We start from the raw sequence: 15,687 nt of genomic DNA on the forward strand, positions 1-15,687 counted from the left end.
GCGCGCCCGCCACCGGCGGCGGCTCGATGTACCTGTCCGGCAGCGACCAGACACTCGTCAAACTGCTGGTCGCCGGGCCGTTCGGGGTCGGCAAGACAACGCTGATCCGCGCGCTGTCGGAGACACGGCCGCTGCACACCGAAGAGGTGATGACGCAGTCAGGCGCGTTCGTCGACGACCTCGCCGGGGTGCGGGAGAAGACCACCACCACCGTCGCCATCGACTTCGGGCGGCTCACCCTCCCCGGCGACCTCGTGCTGTACCTCTTCGGCACCCCGGGGCAGAAGCGGTTCCGTCCGCTGTGGCAGGACATCGCCCGCGGCGCGCTGGGCGCCCTCGTCCTCGCCGACACCCGCCGGCTGGCGGACTCCTTCGAGGTGATGGACATCATCGAGGAGGCCGGACTGCGCTACGCCGTGGCCGTCAACACCTTCCCGGACGCGCCGCACTACGACGTCGAAAAGCTCCGCGACGCCCTCGACCTGCACCCCGAGACACCGCTGGTGCTCTGCGACGCACGCGACCGCGACCAGTCCGTCGACGCGCTGATCGCCCTCGTCGGACATGTGCTGGCCCATACGCCCCAGGAGAACCAGAACCCGTGACTTCCCCGTACGAACCGGGCGCCGCCCCGCCGCCCGGCTGCCCCGCGCACGCGCACGGCGGGGCGTCCGCCGGACCGCCGGAGAGCCGCCCGCCCGGCCCCGCCGCGCCCGGCGGCGCCCCCGCCCCGCACCCGACCGGCGAGCAGAGCGGGCTGGTCAGGATGTACGACCCGGAGTTCGCGGCCGATCCGCACCGCTACTACGCCCATCTGCGGCAGTACGGCGCGCTGGCGCCCGTCGAGATCGGCGCCGGCGTGACCGCGATGCTGGTCACCGACTACCGCGCCGCCCTCGACCTGCTCAACGACGAGACCACCTGGTCGAAGGACTCCCGCAGCTGGCAGCGGACCGTGCCGCCGGACTCCGCGGTGCTGCCGATGCTCGGCTGGCGGCCCAACGCCCTCTTCTCCGACGGCGACACCCACCGGCGCTACCGCCAGGTGATCACCGACAGCTTCCGGCTCGTCGAACCGCACGAACTGCGCGCCCGCGTCCGGCACGCCGCCGACAGCCTCATCCGGAAATTCGGCGCCCGCGGCGATGCGGACCTCATGCCGGAGTACGCCCAGCGGCTGCCGCTGCTGATGTTCAACAACCTCTTCGGCATGCCCGAGGAGTACGGCGACCAGCTGATCGCCGCCGTGGGCGGGCTGATGGACGGTGCGACGCCCGAGGAGGCGACCAGCGCCGACGCGGCGTTCACCGCGTACATCATGGAGCTGGTCGGCCGGAAGAAGGCCGAGCGGGGCGCCGACCTCACCTCATGGTTCCTCGACCATCTCCACGGGCTGGCGGACGACGAGGTCATCGCGCAGATCGTCGTCACCCTGGCGGCGGGCAACGAACCGCTCTCCAACCTCATCGGCAACGCGCTCTCCCGGATGCTCTCCGACGACCGCTACTACAGCACCCTCTCCGGCGGCGCCCTCACCGCCAAGGACGCCATCGACGAGGTGCTGTGGAACGACCCGCCGGTGGCCAACTACTCCGCCCACTACCCGCGCCGCGACGTGTTCTTCCACGGCACCTGGGTGCGCGCGGGACAGCTGGTACTCGTCTCGTACGCCGCCGCCAACACGCAGTTCGGCCGGGTCTCGCTCGACGACCGGTCGGGCAGCGGCGCCCATCTGGCATGGGCGGCGGGGCCGCACATGTGCCCGGTGCAGCGGCACGCGCTGGTGATCGCCACCACCGCGATCGAGCGTCTCACCGCCTGGCTCTCCGACATCGAACTCGCCGTTCCGGCCGAGACGTTGACGTGGCGGCCCGGCGGGTTCCAACGGGCCCTCGCGGCCCTTCCGGCCCGCTTCACCCCCATCACTCCCGACCAGGCAGGAGCCACCCCATGGGACAGCAGCCCGTCGCCATCGACCCGACCGGAGCCGACATCCACGGCGAGGCGGCCCGCCTCCGCGCGCTAGGCCCCGCCACCCGGGTCCAGCTGCCCGACGGCCCCGAGGCATGGGCGATCACCGGCCACGCCCTGCTCAAGGAGCTGCTGACCGACCCCCGCGTCTCCAAGAACGCCCGCGCGCACTGGCCCGCCTGGCAGCGCGGCGAGTACCACGAGACCTGGCTCCAGACCTGGGTCGGGGTGAACAACATGTTCACCGCGTACGGCGACGACCACCGGCGGCTGCGGAAGCTGATCGCCCCGGCGTTCACCGCCCGCCGCACCGAGGCGATGCTGCCGTCCGTCGAACGCATCACCACCGCGCTCCTCGACGAGCTGGCGGCGGTGCCCGCCGGCGTCACCACCGATCTGCGCGAGGGGCTCGCCCACCCGCTGCCCATGCAGGTCATCTGCGAACTCTTCGGCATCCCGGACGGCGACACCCGCGCGGAGCTGGCCCGGCTCTCCGAGATCATCATGACCACCGTCGACCCGGACGAGGCCGGCATCACGCTGGTGGCCATCCACGAACTCCTCGGCAACCTCGTCGCGTCGAAGCGGAAAGAGCCCGCCGAGGACCTCACCAGCCTGCTGGTCTCCGCCCGCGACGACGACGGGCAGAAGATGAGCGAGGCGGAGCTGATCGACACCCTCCTGCTCGTCCTCGTCGCCGGTCACGAGACCACCGTCAACCTCATCGGCAACGCGGTGCACGCCCTGCTCACCCACCCCGACCAGCTCCAGCTGATCCGGGACGGGAAGGCGAGCTGGAACGACGTCATCGAGGAGACCCTGCGCCGGTCGCCGAGCGTCGCCAACCTGCCGCTCCGCTTCGCCGTCGAGGACATCGCGCTGCCGGACGGCCAGATCATCCGCCAGGGCGAGCCGATCCTCGCGGCCATCGCCGCCACCGGCCGCGACGCGGAGCGCCACGGCCCCACCGCGGACGCCTTCGACATCCGGCGCGCCGACCCCGAACACCTCACTTTCGGCCACGGCGTCCACCACTGCCTCGGCGCCCCGCTGGCCCGGATGGAGGCCAGGATCGCCCTCCCGGCGCTCTTCGGCCGCTTCCCCGACCTGGACTTCGCCGTCCCCGTCGAGAAGCTCCAGCCCTCGGGCGGCTTCATCGTCGGTGGCTTCCGCGAACTGCCGGTCCGCCTGACCCGCGGCTGACCGCACGCGAACGGCCGCCGGCCCCGCCGCCCCACGAGGGGTGACGGGGCCGGCGGCCGTCCGGACGAGGGACGCGGCCGGGCCGGTCAGGACGGGGTGCGGGCCGCCGCCAGCAGGCGCTCGGTGTCCGCGCCCGCCAGCGTCAGGGCGGTGCCGACGGTCGCCAGGACCTCCCGCTCGGCGGGGGTGTACGCGCCGTCGGCGAGGGCGATCCGGGCCGCCTGGAGCAGCAGCGCCTCCCGGCCGGCCGGGGCGAGGTGCGGGGCGAGCGGGCCGAGGGCCGCGTGCAGCTCGATGGCGAGCGCCGTACCGCACGGGTCGAGGCCGCGGGCCGCGCCGTCGTCGCCGGTCACCGTCCCGCACGCGGGGGACAGCGCGCCGGTGTCCGCGGCGAGCGCGGCGAGGAGGGTCAGCAGCTGATCCTCGCAGCAGTCGGGGAACCCGGCGTCGCGGACGGTGGCGACGGCGGTCTCCCGCACCGCCCGCGAGGTGGTGCCGCCGGCCGCCAGCAGCGCCAGCGTGACGGTGTGCACCGCGTCCCGCAGCATCGCGGAGAGCCGCACGGTGGTCGGGTGGTCCAGGGCGTCCGGCGCGAAGCGGCCCCGGCAGGCGGAGCATTCGACGACCGGTCCGGCCTGACCACGGGAGAACAGCGGGAGGCCGAGGACGGTGAGGCGGCGGTGGCCGGTGCGGCGCCGGTAGTTGCGGTCGCCGCCGCAGTCGGGGCAGAAGAACTCGCCGTCGGCGACGGTCCGCCAGGACGTGCGTACGCCCACCACACCCAGCTTGACCATCGCGTCAGACCTCCGTATCTCCCCCGTAGCCATGAGGGCACCGAACGTCTGCTTCTCGGCCCCTTCGCCGCACCGACGTGATGTTAGCCACATCCGCGATCCGGCGTCAGCACCCCGGACGGACAACGGCCGAATGACGGAGGGCGCCCCCGCCGGGACGAAGCGGCGGGCGGCCGGTTGACGCCGGCCCGGCCCCGTACGCGCGGTGCCCCGCTCGCCGCGTACACGGGGTACGGGCGGACGGGGCACCGGACGGGCGCGGTGGCGGCTCAGCGGGAGGCGCGGTTGACGGCCGAGGCGACGGCCTTGATCGAGGCGCGGACGATGTTCGCGTCGATGCCGACGCCCCACAGGACCTTGTCGCCGATGGCGCACTCGACGTAGGCGGCGGCCTGGGCCGCGGCGCCCTCGCTCATGGTGTGCTCGACGTAGTCCAGGACCCGTACGTCCGCGTCGATCGCGTGCAGCGAGTCGATGAACGCGGCCAGCGGACCGTTGCCGGTGCCGGTCAGGACGGTGTCGGTGCCGTCGACGACCGCCTCGACGGTCAGCGCGTCGGTGCCCTCGCTGGTCGTCGAGGTCTGCGCGGAGCGCAGCGCGATCCGGCCCCAGGCGTTCTCCGGGGTGGGCAGGTACTCGTCCTGGAAGGTCTCCCAGATCGCCGCCGGGGTGACCTCGCCGCCCTCGGCGTCGGTCTTGCCCTGGATGGTGCGGGAGAACTCGATCTGCATCCGGCGCGGCAGGTCCAGCTTGTGGTCGTTCTTCAGGACGTACGCGATGCCGCCCTTGCCGGACTGCGAGTTGACGCGGATGACCGCCTCGTAGGAACGGCCGACGTCCTTCGGGTCGATGGGCAGGTACGGGACCGCCCACTCGATGTCGTCGACGGTCTTGCCGCGGGCCGCCGCGTCGGCCTCCATGGCGTCGAAGCCCTTCTTGATGGCGTCCTGGTGGGAGCCGGAGAAGGCGGTGTAGACGAGATCGCCCGCGTAGGGGTGGCGCGGGTGGATCTCCATCTGGTTGCAGTACTCGGACGTCCGGCGGATCTCGTCGATCTGCGAGAAGTCGATCTGCGGGTCGACGCCCTGGCTGAAGAGGTTCATGCCCAGGGTGACCAGGTCGACGTTGCCGGTCCGCTCGCCCTGGCCGAACAGGCAGCCCTCGACGCGGTCGGCGCCGGCCATCACGGCCAGTTCGGCGGCGGCGACGGCGGTGCCGCGGTCGTTGTGCGGGTGGGTCGACAGACAGATGAACTCGCGGCGGGTCAGGTGCCGCGACATCCACTCGAAGCGGTCCGCGTGGGTCGAGGGGGTGGAGCGCTCGACCGTGGCCGGCAGGTTCAGGATGATCTCGCGGCCCGCCTCCGGCTGCCAGACGTCACAGACCGCCTCGCAGACCTCCAGCGCGAAGTCCAGCTCGGTATCGGTGAAGATCTCCGGGCTGTACTGGTAGCCGAAGACCGTCTCGTCGCCCAGGATCTTCTCGGCGTACTCCATGACCAGCCGGGTGCCGTCCACCGCGATCTGCTTGATGTCGTCCTTGGAGCCGCGGAAGACGACCCGGCGGAAGGTGGGGGCGGTGGCGTTGTAGAGGTGGACGGTGGCGCGGCGGGCGCCGCGCAGCGACTCGACGGTCTTCTCGATCAGGTCCTCGCGCGCCTGCGTCAGGACGGAGATCGTCACGTCCTCGGGGATCGCGCCCTCTTCGATGATGGAGCGGACGAAGTTGAAGTCGGTCTCGCCGGAGGAGGGGAAGCCGACCTCGATCTCCTTGTAGCCCATCTTCACCAGCAGATCGAACATCTCCCGCTTACGGGCGGGGGACATCGGGTCGATCAGCGCCTGGTTGCCGTCGCGCAGGTCGGTCGAGAGCCAGCGGGGCGCCTTGGTGATGCGCTTTTCCGGCCACGTGCGGTCGGGGATGTCCACCGCTTCGTACCGGCCGTACTTGTGGACCGGCATACCGGAGGGCCGCTGCGTCTGCGTGGCGTTGGTGACCGGGGTGGGACGGCCGACGGCGTTCTCGGCGGGGGTCGGGGTCGACATGGTGCTTGGGGCTCCTCGTGCAGTCCGCGGATGTCCCCGGCCCGGGATGCGTCCGGGGCTCGGGGAAAGGCCGACGGGGCGATCGCTCGCAGCACCGAACTCCGCGGGGAGGGGGTCGGCCTACGACTACAGGCCCTCGCCGCGGCAGCTAAGGAGAAGCAGCCCGAAACGCATGATGCCCTGCACCTTAACCGAGGCGATCGAGTCCTGCGGCCCCGTATCAGTATGCGGGACCGCATGGACAACACGGCCGGAATGCGATCAGGCACACGTTTTTGCACCACACGTTTTCGGGAAAATCCAGGAGCGGGCAGTGACACCGGCGTCACGCAATGCGACATTTGCGGGTATGGACGTCACCTCGCAGCCGGACACCCCGGCCACTCCCGTTTTCTGCACGATCGTGCCGCCCCACCTCCTCGACAAGCTGGCACAATCCGACGCTCCTGATCACCACGAGCCGGCCCGCCGCACCCTGGAGTACGACGCGGCCCTGCGCACCCGGCGCCGCGAGTGCACCCTGCGCGCCGCCGCGGCCCGTACGGAGGGCTCCGACAAGCCCAACCGCACCATCTACGACGCCCGGCACACCGAGGACCTCCCCGGCACCAAGGTGCACGCCGAGACCGACAGCGCCTCCAAGGACGCCTCGGTCAACCGCGCGCACGCCGGACTCGGCGCCACCTTCGAGCTGTACCTCAAGGTCTACGGCCGCCACTCCATCGACGACGCCGGTCTCCCGCTCAACGCCACCGTCCACTACGGCGAGAAGTACGACAACGCCTTCTGGGACGGCGAGCGGATGGTCTTCGGCGACGGTGACGGCAAGCTCTTCAAGGACTTCACCATCCCCGTCGACGTCATCGGCCACGAACTCACGCACGGCGTGACGCAGTACACCGCGGGCCTGGACTACAACGGCCAGTCCGGCGCGCTCAACGAATCCGTCTCGGACGTCTTCGGCTCGCTGATCAAGCAGTACGCCCTCAAGCAGAGCGCCGAGCAGGCCGACTGGCTGATCGGCGCCGACCTCCTCGCCCCCGGCGTCAACGGCGAAGCGCTGCGCTCCATGAAGGCGCCGGGCACCGCGTACGACGATCCGAATCTCGGCAAGGACCCGCAGCCGGCGACGATGGCGGACTACGTCGAGACGCAGGACGACAACGGCGGGGTGCACATCAACTCCGGCATCCCCAACCACGCCTTCTACCTCTTCGCCACGGCGGTGGGCGGCAACGCCTGGGAGAAGGCCGGACAGGTCTGGTACGACGTGCTGACCGGCGGGAAGCTGAAGAAGGACGCCCAGTTCGCGGACTTCGCCAAGCTGACCATCGAGGCGGCGAAGACCCGCTTCGGGGCCTCGGGCACCGAGCACGAGGCGGTCGTCAAGGCGTGGTCGACGACCGGCGTCGTCACCGCCGAATAGCGCAGCGCCGGGACGTCTGCGGCGTCCCGGGCGGGTAGGAGCCACTCATGCACATTCACATCAAGCGCACCGGTGGCTTCGCCGGCATCGAGCGCCGCGCCGAGGTCGACACCTCGGCGCGGTCCGACGCCGACGCCTGGCACACCCTCGCCGAACGGTCCCTCGCCCAGGGGCACACCGAGCCCCCGGTCGGGGCGCCGGACGGCTTCTGTTACCAGATCACCGTGGACGGCAAGACCGTCTACTGCTCCGATCCGCGCCTGACCGATGAGCAGCGCACGCTGATCACACGGGTGCTGAAGGAGGGTGACTGAGGTACGGCGCAAGGGAGTTGACGGGCGGAGGGCGGTGGCGGCCGGTGGGCCGCACCGCCCTCCGCCCGCGTTTCCGGGGCCGTTCACGGCCTTTCCGGGGCCGACGGGTACGCGGCTCTTGACTCCGTTACCGGCGGTATCCATGCTCCGGCCATGACAACGGTGCCGGACGTTCCCACCCCGCTCCCCCGTTTTCCCGCCTCGTTCCTCTGGGGCGTCTCCGCCTCTGCGCAGCAGACCGAGGGCGCCACCGACGAGGACGGGCGCGGCCGGTCGTCCTGGGACGCGTTCGCCGAGCGGCCCGGCCGGATCAAGGACGGCTCCTCACCCCGGGTGGCGACCGACCACTACCACCGCTACCGCGAGGACGTCGCGCTGCTGCGGGAGCTGGGCGCCGGGGCGTTCCGTTTCTCGGTGGCCTGGCCGCGGGTGGTGCCCGACGGCGACGGCGCCGTCAACGCCCGGGGCCTGGACTTCTACGACCGGCTCGTCGACGCGCTGCTGGCGGCGGGCGTCACGCCGGTGCCGACGCTCTTCCACTGGGACACCCCGCTGGCGCTGGAGGAGCGCGGCGGCTGGCTGCGCCGGGAGACCGCCGGGCACTTCGCCGCGTACGCGGACGCCGTCGCCGCCCGGCTCGGCGACCGCGTCACACGCTGGATCACCCTCAACGAACCGGCCGAACTGACCCTCCTCGGCTACGGCATCGGGGAGCACGCGCCCGGCCGCCGGCTGCTCTTCGACGCGCTGCCCGCCGCCCACCACCAGCTCCTGGGCCACGGGCTGGCCGTCCAGGCGCTGCGCGCCCGCGGCGCCGGGAACATCGGCATCGCCAACTCCCACGGCCCCACCTGGCCGGCTTCCCCGTCCGCCGCGGACACCGGCGCCGCCGACCTCTACGACCTGCTGCTGGGCCGGCTGTTCGCCGATCCGCTGCTGCTGGGCCGCTACCCGGACGACGATCTGGCGGCGCTGCTGCCGGGGCCGGTCGCCGAGGACTTGACGATCATCGGCGAGCCGCTGGACTGGTACGGCATCAACTACTACCAGCCGACGCGGGTGGGCGCCCCGCTGCCCGGCGGCGCCCCCGCGGACTTCGGCGGCATCGCCCTGCCGCCCGAACTCCCCTTCGCGCCCCGGGAGATCGAGGGGTACCCGCGTACCGGATTCGGCTGGCCGGTGGTGCCCGGCGCCCTCACCGAACTGCTGCTGGCCTTCCGCGACCGCTACGGCGACCGGCTGCCCCCGGTGGTCATCACCGAGAACGGCTGCGCGTACGACGGCATCGACGACCGGGAGCGGATCGCCTTCCTAGACGGGCATCTGCGGGCGCTGCACGCGGCGATGGCGGCGGGTGTGGACGTCCGCGGGTACTTCGTGTGGTCGCTGACCGACAACTTCGAGTGGGCCGAGGGGTACCGGCAGCGGTTCGGTCTGGTGCACATCGACTACGCGACGCAGCTCCGTACCCCGAAGGCGTCCTTCCGGTGGCTGCGGGACGCCTGGCGGGCGCAGCGGGGATGACCGGCCCGGCGCCGGGCGGCGGGCGGTCAGATGACCCGGCGCCGGACGCCGGACCGGCCCGGCTCAGCCCAGCGTCTCCATCACGGTGGTGACATAGGCGTCCAGCCGCTGCGCCACGGCGTGCTCGGTCAGTTCCGGCCGTCCCGCCTCCCGCCAGGGCCGTGTCACCAGCGCCACCTCCTCGGAACTGGCCAGCCCGTCCCGTACCTGCCAGTACAGCCGCTCGCTCCGGCTCGCGGCCAGCACCCCGCCGGCCTGCTCGTACGCCTCGGTGAACCGCAGGCCCCACTCCGGGCCGTGCAGCAGCGCGAGGACGGTGGAACAGTGCGCCACATCGAGATCGGCCGGTCCCCAGGAGGCCGCGGCCCAGTCCACGACGCCGGTGATCCGGGCGTGGGCCGGCCGGGCGGGCGGTACGTCGAACAGCACGTTGCCGGGCTGGAAGTCCCGGTGCAGGAACCGTCCTTCGTAGGGCGGCGCGGGCTTGCGGATCACCTCGATCGCCGCGTCCCACACCGCCTTGTCGGCGCCTTCCGGGACCACCACGGTGTCGGCGGTCGTCAGCGCCACGTACGTCCGGGGCCGCTCGGCGGGCCGCACCGCGTGGATCTCCGCGAGTTGCCGCGCCAGCAGCGGGACACGCGCCTCCACCCCCTCGTCGTCGAGGACGGTCCGGCCCGCGAGGTGCGTCATGAGGAGCGACGGGTACTCGCAGTACGCGGCGGTCGGGTCGACCGCGACCAGCTCCGGAGCCGGCACATCCGTCCCGGTGAGCAGGGACAGGGCGCCGGACTCCCGGCTCAGCCAGTCCTCGGCGTGCGTCACCCCGACGAAGGTCCGCAGCACCAGGTCACGGGTGGCGCCGTCCCGCGTGGCGACGGTCAGCCGCCGCATCTCGGCGGTGATGCCGCCGTGCAGCGCCGCGATGCCGGCGATCCGCTCACCGGGCTCCAGCTGCCGTCGCACCCAGTCCAGCGTCAACGGGCGGACGACCGCCGCCCCGGTGTGATTGCTCATGGGGTCACCTCATCATCCGGGCGGCGGTACGCGCGAAGCCATGCGGGGCGCGGGGCGGATGCGGGCGGTGCGGCGGCCGATCGGCCGCCACGGGCCGGGGCGTTGTCAGTGGTGGGTGAGACGCTGCGGGTATGAGTGAAACCGTGCAGGGACCCGCGAGTTACTTCCCGTCGATCGAGAAGAGGTACGGCCGTCCGGTCGGCTTCTGGCAGGACCTCATCCGCGCCTCGCCGCTGACCCGCCACATGGAGCTGGTCGCCTGGCTCAAGTCCGAGCACGGGCTGGGCCACGGTCACGCCAACGCCCTCGTCGCGCACACCCTCGCGGGGCGAAGAGCCGGGTAGCCGCCGGCCCGGCCTCGCGCGGGGGTCCGGGGCGGCGGCGGGGCGTACGGGACTTCAGAATCCCAGCTTGCGCAGCTGCTTGGGGTCGCGCTGCCAGTCCTTGGCGACCTTGACGTGCAGATCGAGGAAGACGGGCGTGCCGAGCAGCGCCTCGATGTGCTTGCGCGACTTGGTGCCGACCTCCTTCAGCCGCTTGCCCTTGGGCCCGATGATGATGCCCTTCTGGCTGGGCCGCTCGATGTAGACGTTGGCGTGGATGTCCAGCAGCGGCTTCTCCGCGGGCCGGTCCTGGCGCGGCAGCATCTCCTCGACGACCACGGCGATGGAGTGCGGCAGCTCGTCGCGTACGCCCTCCAGGGCCGCCTCGCGGATCAGCTCGGCGACCATGACCTGCTCGGGCTCGTCGGTGAGATCGCCCTCGGGGTAGAGCGGCGGGCTCTGGGGCAGCAGCGGCACCAGCAGATCGGCGAGCAGGCCCACCTGCGCCTCGCCGACCGCCGAGACCGGCACGATCTCCGCCCACTCGATGCCCAGCTCCTTGCCGAGCCGGTCCACGGCGAGCAGCTGCGCGGCCAGCGTCTTGGAGTCGACCAGGTCCGTCTTGGTGACGATGGCGATCTTGGGGGTCTTCTTGATCCCGGCCAGTTCGGAGGCGATGTAGCGGTCACCGGGGCCGAGCTTCTGATCGGCCGGGAGGCAGAAGCCGATGACGTCGACCTCGGCCCAGGTGGTGCGGACCACGTCGTTGAGCCGCTCGCCGAGCAGGGTGCGCGGCTTGTGCAGCCCCGGGGTGTCGACGAGCACCAGCTGCGCCTCGGGGCGGTGGACGATGCCGCGGACGGTGTGCCGGGTGGTCTGCGGACGGTTGGAGGTGATCGCCACCTTCGTGCCGACCAGAGCGTTCGTCAGGGTGGACTTGCCCGCGTTGGGGCGGCCGACGAAGCAGGCGAAGCCCGCGCGATGCGGGGCGGAGGAGTCTGTACGAGCGCTCATGGCGCCCATTGTCCCCGATCCCCGCAGCCCCACCGACCACCGGCCGCCCCGTACGGGGCGCCGGGCACCCGGGCGGCGGCGGGCCGGGCGGGGCGGCCAGGTGCCCGGCCGGAGGCGGCCGGTGCCGGGCGTCGCCGGGGCGGAGGCGCGGTGAGGGCCGGGGCGTGCGCGGCGGCGGACCCAGCGGGCGGCAGGCGTCCGGCCCGCCCGAGGGCCGGGCGGGCGGCCCGCCGCCGCGCGCGCCCCGGCTCGCCTCGTCCCGCTCAGGCGCTCGCGTCGCCCGCGGTGGTGGTCGTGCGCAGCGTGCCGTCGGGGCCGGCCACGAGGACGGGGGTGGCCGGGCCGCCCAGGTCCGCGACGGCCGCGCGGTCCTCGTCGGTGGCCTGTTCCGCGTCGGTGACCACGGCGGCGGCCTCCAGGGAGCGGGCGCCGCTGGCGACGGCCATCGCCACGGCGGTGCGCAGCGCGCTGAGCTTCAGCGAGTCCAGGGCCACCGTTCCGGCGACGTAGGTGCGGCCGGTCTCGTCACGTACGGCGGCGCCCTCGGGGACGCCGTTGCGGGCCCGCGCCGAACGCGCGAGCGTGATGATCTTGCGGTCTTCGGGGTCCAGCGGTGCGGCTTCGCTCATACGGGCGAGCATATGCGGGAGCCGGTCCGGGAGGCCCCGCGGGGCGGACGGGGTTCCGGGCCGCCCGCGCCCGGCCGGGGCGCGCCGTCGAACCGTACGGCCGCCACCCGCTCCCGGGTACGGGCGTCCAGCGCCACCAGCGAGGTCACGTCGGAGAGCGAGGCGGGCAGCGCGCCGGGGGCGGCGGGGCGGTCCAGGCTGCGCAGCAGGCGGTTCAGGCCACGGCAGTGGCGGGCGAAGACGCGGCGGCGCACCCGCCGGGCGCGGGCGCGCTGCCCGGAGAGCGCGGTGGCGACCCCCACGTCCAGGAGGACGACGTGCAGCGTCCGGCCATGGCGGGCGGCGCCGCGCGCCAGCAGGCGGCGCAGCCAGGGCCTGCTCCCGCAGTCGTGGACCAGCACCGGGCCGTCCCCGCGCAGCGCCGCCCCCACCTCGCGCAGCAGCCGCCAGCGCGCCCAGGGCCGGTACACCGGGTACGGGAGCCAGTGCGGCATGACCGCCTCACAGGCGAGGTGCACGGCGCGCGGGTCGATCACCCGCGCCCCGGCCGCCGCGCGCGGCCCGCCGCCGTACGCCGCACCGCACCGTTCCGACCAGCGGTGCAGCAGGGTGCTCTTACCGCTGCCGGGCAGACCGGCGACCACGACGACGGCCCCGGCCGGATACCGGAGAACCCCGGGCACCGCCGCCACCGCCCGCAGATCCACCAGCCCGCACGGCCGCATCTCCCCGAGGGCGGGCGGCCGGTCGGCCCCCGACGCCGTCCCGCTGAGCGGCTCGCCGGACGCGTCCCCGGGCACCGCGCCGGATGTGTCCCGCGGCGCTGCCTCCGGCACGCCTCCGGCCACTCCCCGAGAGGCCGTCCCCAGAACCTCCCCGGCCGCTCCCCGAGGCGCCGCCCCGGGTATGTCCTCACCGGCCGCCCCGGGCACGGCCCGGGGGGCGCCGGCCGACGCGCGGCCTGTTGCCTCGCCGGACGCGCCGGACGGTGCTTCCCCGTCCGTCACCCCGGACGCGGTCCCCGCCTCTTCCCGGGGTACCTCGCCGGACGGGCCGCTTCCCGGCCCTCCGGCCCGTTCCCGAGGCGTGTCCCCGGGCGCGTCCTCCGGCACACCGCCCGGTGTCTTCCCCGAGCGGTCCCCCGGTGGTGTGCCGGGGCCGTCCGGTGGCGTCCCCGCGGGAGCCGCCGGGCGGGCCGGTCCCCCGTCCGTCCGCTGTTCGCCCGTACCGCTGGTGATGTCTGTTCCCCCTTGCCGTGCACTGATTCCGGGCAAGCTTCGCACGGGCGCCGGAAGGGGCGGGAGGGGGCGATGCCGGACGCCGTCGGGGCCGGTACCGGCACTCGGGCCGAGCGGCCACCCGACCGGCGGCGGCAGGCCCCGCACCGGACGTACGGTGCGCCGCGGACGAGCGGACGGGCGGGCGGCTGCCCCGCACCGGACCGCAACGGCTCGCCCCGGCGCCCGCACCGGCCCGCGACGGCAAGGCCGCAGCGGCCGGCTCGCCCCGGCGCCGTGCCCCCGGGTGAAGCCACCCCGGCTCCCGGTCCCGCTCAGTCCCCCGTATCGCCGCGCCCGGTGGCACCGGCGGAGCTGCCCGTGGTGGCGTCGGCCGCGCCGCGGACCGGTTCGCACAGGACCGTGATGATCTTGTTGCGGCGGCCGGCGGGGGACTCGGCGGTCAGGCGCAGGCCGGTGAGGTCCGGGGCGGCGGCGTCGTCGGAAAGGTCGACGACGGCGGTGGCGCCGGCGATGGGGACGCGGCCCAGCAGCTTGGCGAGCAGGCCGCCGACGGTTTCGACGTCCTCGTCGTCCAGCTCCGCCAGGCCGTACAGCTCGCCGAGGTCGCCGATGTCGAGGCGGGCGGTGACGCGGTAGCGGCCGTCGCCCAGCTCCTCGACGGGCGGCAGCTCCCGGTCGTACTCGTCGGTGATCTCGCCGACGATCTCCTCCAGGATGTCCTCGATGGTGACGATGCCGGCCGTGCCGCCGTACTCGTCGATGACCACGGCGACGTGGTTGCGGTCGCGCTGCATCTCCCGCAGCAGGTCACCGGCGTTCTTCGTATCGGGCACGAAGACGGCGGGGCGCATCGCGGAGGAGACCAGTTCGGTCTCGGCGTCGCGGCTGACGTGGACCTTGCGGGCCAGGTCCTTGAGGTAGACGACGCCGACGATGTCGTCCTCGTTCTCGCCGGTCACCGGGATGCGGGAGAAGCCGGAGCGGAGCGCGAGGGTCAGCGCCTGGCGGATGGTCTTGTACCGCTCGACGCAGACCAGGTCCGTGCGCGGCACCATCACCTCCCGCACCAGGGTGTCGCCGAGCTGGAAGACGGAGTGCACCATGCGGCGCTCCTCGTCCTCGATCAGCGACTCCTTCTCCGCGAGGTCGACCAGCGCCCGCAGCTCCGCCTCGGAGGCGAACGGGCCCTTACGGAAGCCCTTGCCGGGCGTGAGCGCGTTGCCCAGCCAGATCAGCAGCTGCGGAACGGGGCCCATGATCCGCGCCAGCGGCAGCAGGACGTACGCGGCGGCGGTCGCGGTGTTGAGCGGATGCTGGCGGCCGATGGTGCGCGGTGAGACGCCGACCGCGACGTACGAGACGAGGACCATCACGGCGATGGCGACGGTCAGCGCCTGCCAGGTCTCCTCGAAGGAGCGCAGGCAGGCGTAGGTGACGAGCACGCCCGCGGCCATCTCGCAGCCGACGCGGACCAGCAGGGCGACGTTGAGGTAGCGGGTCGGGTCGGCGGCGACGGCGGCGAGCCGTTCGCTGCCGCGGCGGCCCGAGCGGACCGCCTCCTCGGCGCGGAAGCTGGTCGTCCGGGCGAGGCCCGCCTCGGCGCAGGCGGCGAGCCAGGCGATCACGACGAGCAGCACCGCGACCGCGATGAGTTGGGTGGTCATGTGCCGGGTCCGGTCAGGTCACGGTGGGGGCCGGGGACGGGCCGGTCAGGCCCCGCTCGGCGCGCCAGCCGTCGATGATCGCCGCCTGGAGGCCGAACATCTCGGCCTTCTCGTCGGGCTCCTCGTGGTCGTAGCCGAGGAGGTGCAGCACGCCGTGGACGGTCAGGAGCTGCAGCTCCTCGTCCATGGAGTGGCCGGTGGGGGCGTCCTCGCCCTGCTTCTTGGCGACCTCGGGGCAGAGCACGATGTCGCCGAGGAGACCCTGCGGGGGCTCGTCCTCGTCCTTGGCCGGGGGGCGCAGCTCGTCCATCGGGAAGGACATCACGTCGGTCGGGCCGGGGAGGTCCATCCACTGGAGGTGCAGCTGCTCCATCGCGTCGGCGTCGACGACGATCACGGACAGCTCGGAGAGCGGGTGGATGCGCATCCGGGCGACGGCGTAGCGGGCGACGTCGAGGATCGCCTGCTCGTCGATGTCCGTGCCGGACTCGTTGTTGACGTCGATCGACATGGGGGGTGTGA

15 protein-coding genes are annotated in these 15,687 nt (G+C 73.2%); 7 read left to right on the plus strand and 8 right to left on the minus strand.

The genetic code is table 11. The features are described from left to right. The first annotated feature begins 26 nt into the window (after positions 1–26). The 3 genes from ACZ4M8_RS03180 to ACZ4M8_RS03190 are packed head-to-tail and all read left to right on the plus strand — an operon-like array spanning position 27 to position 3,174. Entirely contained in the window at positions 27–605 is a 579-nt protein-coding gene (locus ACZ4M8_RS03180) for a GTP-binding protein (RefSeq protein ID WP_399097134.1), read from the plus strand. Continuing rightward, entirely contained in the window at positions 602–2,026 is a 1,425-nt protein-coding gene (locus ACZ4M8_RS03185) for a cytochrome P450 family protein (RefSeq protein WP_467602908.1), read from the plus strand. The genes ACZ4M8_RS03180 and ACZ4M8_RS03185 overlap by 4 nt, the downstream gene beginning before the upstream one ends. Next, positions 1,951–3,174: a cytochrome P450 family protein gene (locus ACZ4M8_RS03190; RefSeq protein ID WP_467602910.1), complete on the plus strand. Its 1,224-nt coding sequence runs from the start codon at positions 1,951–1,953 to the stop codon at positions 3,172–3,174. The genes ACZ4M8_RS03185 and ACZ4M8_RS03190 overlap by 76 nt, the downstream gene beginning before the upstream one ends. A gap of 86 nt (positions 3,175–3,260) precedes the next feature. On the opposite strand, the gene ACZ4M8_RS03195 is transcribed toward ACZ4M8_RS03190, so the two are convergent. Continuing rightward, entirely contained in the window at positions 3,261–3,968 is a 708-nt protein-coding gene (locus ACZ4M8_RS03195; RefSeq protein WP_467602911.1) for a tellurite resistance TerB family protein, read from the minus strand. A gap of 269 nt (positions 3,969–4,237) precedes the next feature. Then, positions 4,238–6,013, minus strand: coding sequence for a 2-isopropylmalate synthase (gene leuA / locus ACZ4M8_RS03200; protein WP_467602913.1), 1,776 nt, complete (start codon positions 6,011–6,013; stop codon positions 4,238–4,240). Between the two features lie 349 nt (positions 6,014–6,362). Here leuA and ACZ4M8_RS03205 point away from each other — a divergent pair, with 349 nt between their 5' ends. From ACZ4M8_RS03205 to ACZ4M8_RS03215, 3 genes are all read left to right on the plus strand, one after another. Continuing rightward, the gene (locus tag ACZ4M8_RS03205) at positions 6,363–7,439 is read left to right on the plus strand and encodes a M4 family metallopeptidase (protein WP_467602914.1); all 1,077 of its coding nucleotides are present in this window, start codon (positions 6,363–6,365) and stop codon (positions 7,437–7,439) included. A 47-nt stretch (positions 7,440–7,486) separates the two neighbouring features. Next, positions 7,487–7,753: a protealysin inhibitor emfourin gene (locus tag ACZ4M8_RS03210; protein WP_467602916.1), complete on the plus strand. Its 267-nt coding sequence runs from the start codon at positions 7,487–7,489 to the stop codon at positions 7,751–7,753. Between the two features lie 153 nt (positions 7,754–7,906). Beyond that, the gene (locus ACZ4M8_RS03215) at positions 7,907–9,277 is read left to right on the plus strand and encodes a GH1 family beta-glucosidase (protein WP_467602917.1); all 1,371 of its coding nucleotides are present in this window, start codon (positions 7,907–7,909) and stop codon (positions 9,275–9,277) included. Between the two features lie 63 nt (positions 9,278–9,340). On the opposite strand, the gene ACZ4M8_RS03220 is transcribed toward ACZ4M8_RS03215, so the two are convergent. Further along, a complete protein-coding gene (locus ACZ4M8_RS03220; protein WP_467602918.1) occupies positions 9,341–10,294 on the minus strand; it encodes a phosphotransferase family protein in 954 nt (317 codons plus the stop codon). 131 nt (positions 10,295–10,425) lie between these two features. Between ACZ4M8_RS03220 and ACZ4M8_RS03225 the strand changes: the two genes are divergently transcribed. Then, positions 10,426–10,638: a DUF4287 domain-containing protein gene (locus tag ACZ4M8_RS03225; RefSeq protein WP_467602920.1), complete on the plus strand. Its 213-nt coding sequence runs from the start codon at positions 10,426–10,428 to the stop codon at positions 10,636–10,638. Positions 10,639–10,692: 54 nt separating this feature from the next. Here ACZ4M8_RS03225 and era read toward each other — a convergent pair whose 3' ends face one another. From era to ybeY, 5 genes are all read right to left on the minus strand, one after another. After that, entirely contained in the window at positions 10,693–11,631 is a 939-nt protein-coding gene (gene era, locus ACZ4M8_RS03230) for a GTPase Era (RefSeq protein WP_467602921.1), read from the minus strand. Positions 11,632–11,894: 263 nt separating this feature from the next. Then, positions 11,895–12,260, minus strand: coding sequence for a cytidine deaminase (locus tag ACZ4M8_RS03235; RefSeq protein ID WP_467602923.1), 366 nt, complete (start codon positions 12,258–12,260; stop codon positions 11,895–11,897). Then, positions 12,257–13,096 (minus strand): AAA family ATPase, encoded by an 840-nt coding sequence (locus ACZ4M8_RS03240; protein ID WP_467602924.1) that lies wholly within the window; start codon positions 13,094–13,096, stop codon positions 12,257–12,259. The genes ACZ4M8_RS03235 and ACZ4M8_RS03240 overlap by 4 nt, the downstream gene beginning before the upstream one ends. Positions 13,097–13,812: 716 nt before the next feature. Next, a complete protein-coding gene (locus tag ACZ4M8_RS03245) occupies positions 13,813–15,165 on the minus strand; it encodes a hemolysin family protein (protein ID WP_467602926.1) in 1,353 nt (450 codons plus the stop codon). Between the two features lie 13 nt (positions 15,166–15,178). Then, a complete protein-coding gene (gene ybeY, locus ACZ4M8_RS03250; RefSeq protein ID WP_399091213.1) occupies positions 15,179–15,676 on the minus strand; it encodes an rRNA maturation RNase YbeY in 498 nt (165 codons plus the stop codon). Positions 15,677–15,687 lie beyond the last annotated feature (11 nt).

The organism is Streptomyces sp. NPDC027185 (assembly GCF_055567035.1).

Coding starts and splice junctions, on each gene's coding strand:
- ACZ4M8_RS03205 (WP_467602914.1), top strand. CDS start 6,363: ATGGACGTCACCTCGCAGCCGGACACCCCGGCCACTCCCGTTTTCTGC.
- ACZ4M8_RS03235 (WP_467602923.1), bottom strand. CDS start 12,260: ATGAGCGAAGCCGCACCGCTGGACCCCGAAGACCGCAAGATCATCACG.
- ACZ4M8_RS03215 (WP_467602917.1), top strand. CDS start 7,907: ATGACAACGGTGCCGGACGTTCCCACCCCGCTCCCCCGTTTTCCCGCC.
- ACZ4M8_RS03180 (WP_399097134.1), top strand. CDS start 27: ATGTACCTGTCCGGCAGCGACCAGACACTCGTCAAACTGCTGGTCGCC.
- ACZ4M8_RS03245 (WP_467602926.1), bottom strand. CDS start 15,165: ATGACCACCCAACTCATCGCGGTCGCGGTGCTGCTCGTCGTGATCGCC.
- ACZ4M8_RS03190 (WP_467602910.1), top strand. CDS start 1,951: ATGGGACAGCAGCCCGTCGCCATCGACCCGACCGGAGCCGACATCCAC.
- ybeY (WP_399091213.1), bottom strand. CDS start 15,676: ATGTCGATCGACGTCAACAACGAGTCCGGCACGGACATCGACGAGCAG.
- leuA (WP_467602913.1), bottom strand. CDS start 6,013: ATGTCGACCCCGACCCCCGCCGAGAACGCCGTCGGCCGTCCCACCCCG.
- ACZ4M8_RS03210 (WP_467602916.1), top strand. CDS start 7,487: ATGCACATTCACATCAAGCGCACCGGTGGCTTCGCCGGCATCGAGCGC.
- ACZ4M8_RS03195 (WP_467602911.1), bottom strand. CDS start 3,968: ATGGTCAAGCTGGGTGTGGTGGGCGTACGCACGTCCTGGCGGACCGTC.
- ACZ4M8_RS03225 (WP_467602920.1), top strand. CDS start 10,426: ATGAGTGAAACCGTGCAGGGACCCGCGAGTTACTTCCCGTCGATCGAG.
- era (WP_467602921.1), bottom strand. CDS start 11,631: ATGAGCGCTCGTACAGACTCCTCCGCCCCGCATCGCGCGGGCTTCGCC.
- ACZ4M8_RS03220 (WP_467602918.1), bottom strand. CDS start 10,294: ATGAGCAATCACACCGGGGCGGCGGTCGTCCGCCCGTTGACGCTGGAC.